Origin of the sequence: Mycobacterium sp. (genome assembly GCF_049280035.1) — a bacterium.
In the GTDB taxonomy this organism is placed as follows: Bacteria; Actinomycetota; Actinomycetes; order Mycobacteriales; family Mycobacteriaceae; genus Mycobacterium.
In genome coordinates this window covers 1-3,952 of sequence record NZ_JBAPPI010000886.1, presented here as the reverse complement: position 1 = coordinate 3,952, position 3,952 = coordinate 1, and the positions used below count along the sequence as shown (strand labels likewise).

At 64.5% G+C, this 3,952-nt stretch carries 4 protein-coding genes; 2 read left to right on the top strand and 2 right to left on the bottom strand.

Annotation, left to right across the window (positions count from 1 at the left end):
- Both WAN71_RS28220 and WAN71_RS28215 read right to left on the bottom strand, forming a co-directional pair.
- The coding region (locus tag WAN71_RS28220; protein WP_422228483.1) for a sensor histidine kinase at positions 1-1,399 on the bottom strand (1,399 nt) is incomplete at its 3' end.
- Between the two features lie 7 nt (positions 1,400-1,406).
- Positions 1,407-2,180 (bottom strand): response regulator transcription factor, encoded by a 774-nt coding sequence (locus WAN71_RS28215; protein ID WP_422228482.1) that lies wholly within the window; start codon positions 2,178-2,180, stop codon positions 1,407-1,409.
- A 322-nt stretch (positions 2,181-2,502) separates the two neighbouring features.
- Between WAN71_RS28215 and WAN71_RS28210 the strand changes: the two genes are divergently transcribed.
- Positions 2,503-2,814 carry a PE family protein gene (locus WAN71_RS28210; RefSeq protein ID WP_422228481.1) on the top strand — a complete coding sequence of 104 codons (312 nt, stop codon included), beginning with the start codon at positions 2,503-2,505 and terminating at the stop codon, positions 2,812-2,814.
- 40 nt (positions 2,815-2,854) lie between these two features.
- Positions 2,855-3,952: PPE family protein (locus tag WAN71_RS28205; RefSeq protein ID WP_422228480.1), on the top strand; the 1,098-nt coding region annotated here is incomplete at its 3' end.

Genomic DNA, 3,952 nt, shown 5'->3' with positions numbered 1-3,952 from the left:
TCGAGTCGACAATGGCGAGGCCCAGTCCATTTCCGGAGCCGTCATATCGGGCGTTCTTCGCGCGCACGAATCGTTCGAACAAGTGCGGGAGCAGATCCGGCTCGATCTCGGGTCCGTCGTCGGTAATCGTCAACTCGGCGTATGGCGCACTGGTCGCTGACCGGTGGCAGGCGATTCCGGTCGTCACGGTGACACCGGACGGGGTATGTACCCAGCCGTTGGTCAGCAGATTGCTGACGAGTTGGTGCAGGCGGTCGGGGTCGCCGCGCACCAAGACCGGCTCGTCGGGCAGGTCTTTGATCCAGCGATGAGTGGGTGCCGCCACCGCCGCGTCGTTCACCGCATTGAGGACGAGGTCGGCCAAGTCAACGTCTTCGGTGCGCAGATCCTGACCTTCCCCCAGCCGCGAGAGCAGCAACAGCTCATCGACGAGCGACGTCATCCGTCGGGCCTCCGACTCGATACGGGCCAGCGCGTATTCCGTGGTCGGCGGCAATGTCTCGCTGTCTTGGCGGGTGAGCTCGGAGTAGCCCTGGATCGATGACAGCGGGGTGCGCAGTTCGTGACTGGCGTCGGTGATGAATTGCCGCATCCGCCGGTCGGATTCGGCGCGGTGCGCGAGCGCGCTGTCGACGTTGTCGAGCAATCGGTTCAAGGTGTGGCCGACGATTCCCACCTCGTTGTCCGGGTCGGTGTCCTCCGGTTGCACTCTGGCAGTGATGCGATGGTCCTCGCCGATAAGTGGCGTCCCGGCGACCTCGGCAGCGGTCGCGGCGACACGGCGCAACGGGCGCAGCGCGTATGTGACCACCAATGTGGTCAGACCCGCTGTTACCAGTAACGCTGCTATCAAAAGTATTATGGCGCTGATGATTCGGCGCTTAATGGTCCTGTTTGCAAGATCCAGCGAGACTCCGACGACGATGCGGTCACCGGGGCCGGCAGCTTGGCTGTCCACCCGGAATGAGCCAAGGCTGCCCAGCGTCACGGTGCGTAGCCGCCCGTCCTGCCAGGGCTGTGCCTTGATGGCGGCGACGACGTCGGGAGTGGCGGGGCGAGGATCGTCTTCGAAAAATACCGCCGAGCCGATCACTTCGCCGTTGTGGAGCACGGCGATGACGTTGCCCGCGTTCTGTCCGGTGAATTCCAACATCACGTGTGCGAGATCGCCGTGATGTGACGACTCGCCACGGCGGTATCTGGTGAACGAATGATCCAGTGCATCAAGCGATTCGGCGACTTCCGCGTCGTTCATCGCGGTGACGTAGGTTCGGAAGCTTAACGTGCTGACTACGCCGACCACCAGTACGACAATCGTGACCACCGCTGACACCCCCAATACCAACTGGCGGCGCAAGGTACGCGGGCGCCACCAGGATGCGCTTGGCGCCCTGGTCATTTCGATGTCATTTCGGCGGGCGCAGCATGTATCCGACACCGCGCACGGTGTGGATCATCGGCTCCCTGCCGGCGTCGATCTTCTTTCGCAGATAGGAGATGTACAGATCAACGATGCTGGTACGGCCGGCGAAGTCGTAATTCCAGACGCGGTCCAGGATCTCGGTGCGGGTCAGCGCGCGACCCGGATTGCGCATCAGGAAGCGCAGCAGTTCGAACTCGGTTGAGGTCACCGAAATCGGTTGGCCGGCGCGGGCGACTTCGTGGCTGGCGCCATCGAGCGTGAGGTCGCCGACTTTGAGGCCCTCCTCCGCCGGTGTGGCCAGGTAGTTCGAGCGGCGAAGCAGTCCGCGCAGCCGGGCGACCAACTCCTCCAGGTTAAATGGCTTGGTCATGTAGTCGTCGGCGCCCGCCGTCAATCCGGTGACCCGGTCCATCACCGAGTCGCGCGCAGTGAGGAACAGAGTGGGTGTGTAGGCGTCCGCCTCGCGGATCCGTTCGAGGATCTGCAGGCCGTCGACATCAGGAAGCATGATGTCGAGAACGAGCACGTCGGGGCCGACCTGGTCGAACTTCGTCACGGCCTCCCGACCATTGTGCGCGACCTCGACTGTCCAGCCTTCGTAGTGCAGCGCCATTTTGACCAAGTTGGTCAATGCCGGTTCGTCGTCGACCAGCAGAACCCGGATCGGTGACCCATCGGCGCGGCTGATCCGAGGCAGCTGGCCGAGGATGGCCTGACGTGGCCGCTGCTCACGCGCGGAACCCGACATTATCGCCATACTCCTCGATCTTCCCCGGCTCACACGCCATTGTCACGAAACTCATATCAATCTCAAATGTGTCGGCGATTCGGCGAGCAATGGGCGAGACCGTCAGATATGCGTTTTCTATGCATCTCATCAGTCGGCTTGCACTGCGGTTATACACCAAAAAGACTGTGTAGCAGAGCTGTTGACGAGGAGCCGGCAGGCCAAAAGTGAGGCTACATCGCTAACCGATTGTGTGTAAACGCTTTACGTAACTCTGCCGTAACAAGAATTAGCGAAACAGCTGCCGCCACCAACGATGAGCGCGGCCAGCTCGCAATCAAACTTTGGAGAAATGATGTCTTTATCGCCTTTCGTGACCACGCATCCGGAGATGCTGTCGTCGGCGGCCGGCGATCTGGCTGGTATCGGTTCGGCGATGGCTGCCGCAAATCAGGCAGCAGCCGGCCCGACCGGCGGGGTCGTTCCGGCGGCGGCCGACGAGGTGTCGGCGCTGACGGCGGCACAGTTCGCCGCGCACGCGGGCAGCTACCAGGCGATCAGCGCTGCCGCCGACGCCATTCACTCATTGCTGGTCAGCACCCTGCAGACCAACGCCGCATCCTACGCGGCCGCTGAAGCCGCCAACGCGGCCGCGGCCGGCTAACGCACGCACGCACGAACCCAGAAGGGAAGTAAGGGAAGCCATGGACTACGGGGCGTTTCCACCCGAGGTCAATTCTGCTCGCATGTACGCCGGTCCAGGGGCAGGCTCGATGCTGGCGGCCGCGGGGGCGTGGGACGGGCTGGCGGCTGATCTGCACTCGACGGCAGCTGCCGCCGGATCGGTGGTTTCCGGGCTTACCGGTGGGTCTTGGCGAGGTGCCGCGTCGACGTCGATGGCCGCTGCCGTTGCGCCGTACTTGACGTGGATGAGCGCGACCGCGACCCAAATCGAGCAGGTGGCGAACCAGGCCAGGGCGGCAGCCGCCGCCTACGCGGCGGCGTTTGGGATGACGGTGCCACCAGCGGTGATCGCCGCCAACCGGGCTCAGCTGATGGCGCTGATCGCGACGAACATCCTCGGTCAGAACACGCCGGCGATCATGGCCACCGAGGCTCACTACGGCGAGATGTGGGCTCAGGATGCCGCCGCCATGTACGGCTATGCGGCCAGCTCGGCGGCAGCCTCGGCGCTGGCACCGTTCACCCCGCCCAAGTCGACCACGAACCCGGCAGGCCTGACCGGTCAGTCCGCCGCGGCAGCCCAGGCCGCCGGCACTTCGGCCGGCAGCCACGCGCAGACCGTCGCTTCGACGGCGCTGTCTTCGATGTCCCAGGTTCCTCAGACGTTGCAGGGACTCTCACAGCCGACGCAGTCGGCTTCCGGCCTCTCGGGACTGTTGACGGGCAACGGTGCGACGGTGGTGTCTTCCGGCGTCTCGGGCGCGTCGGGAGGGCTGAGTGCGCTTACGGGCCTTGCGGGCTCGACGGGCAAGGGCATCACCACTAGTGCGGGCAAGGGCGCCAGCTCGGGCCTCGGGGCACTCAGCAGCCTGACGGACATCGTGTCGTCGTCGTCCAGTGGAGTCGCCGACTTGGGTTCGGACGCAGCCGGTTTCGGTTCAACTGGGGCCGGTTTGGGAGCCGACGCCGGAGGCCTTGGCATGGGCTTCCCCGGCGTCGGGATGAATTTCCCTGCCGCCGACTCGCTGTTGGGGTCGCAAGGGTTAGGGTCCCCCGGCTTGGGCGGATTCGGTTTGGCACCTGCTCTGAGCGGTCCGACGTCGATGGGCCCCCTTGGC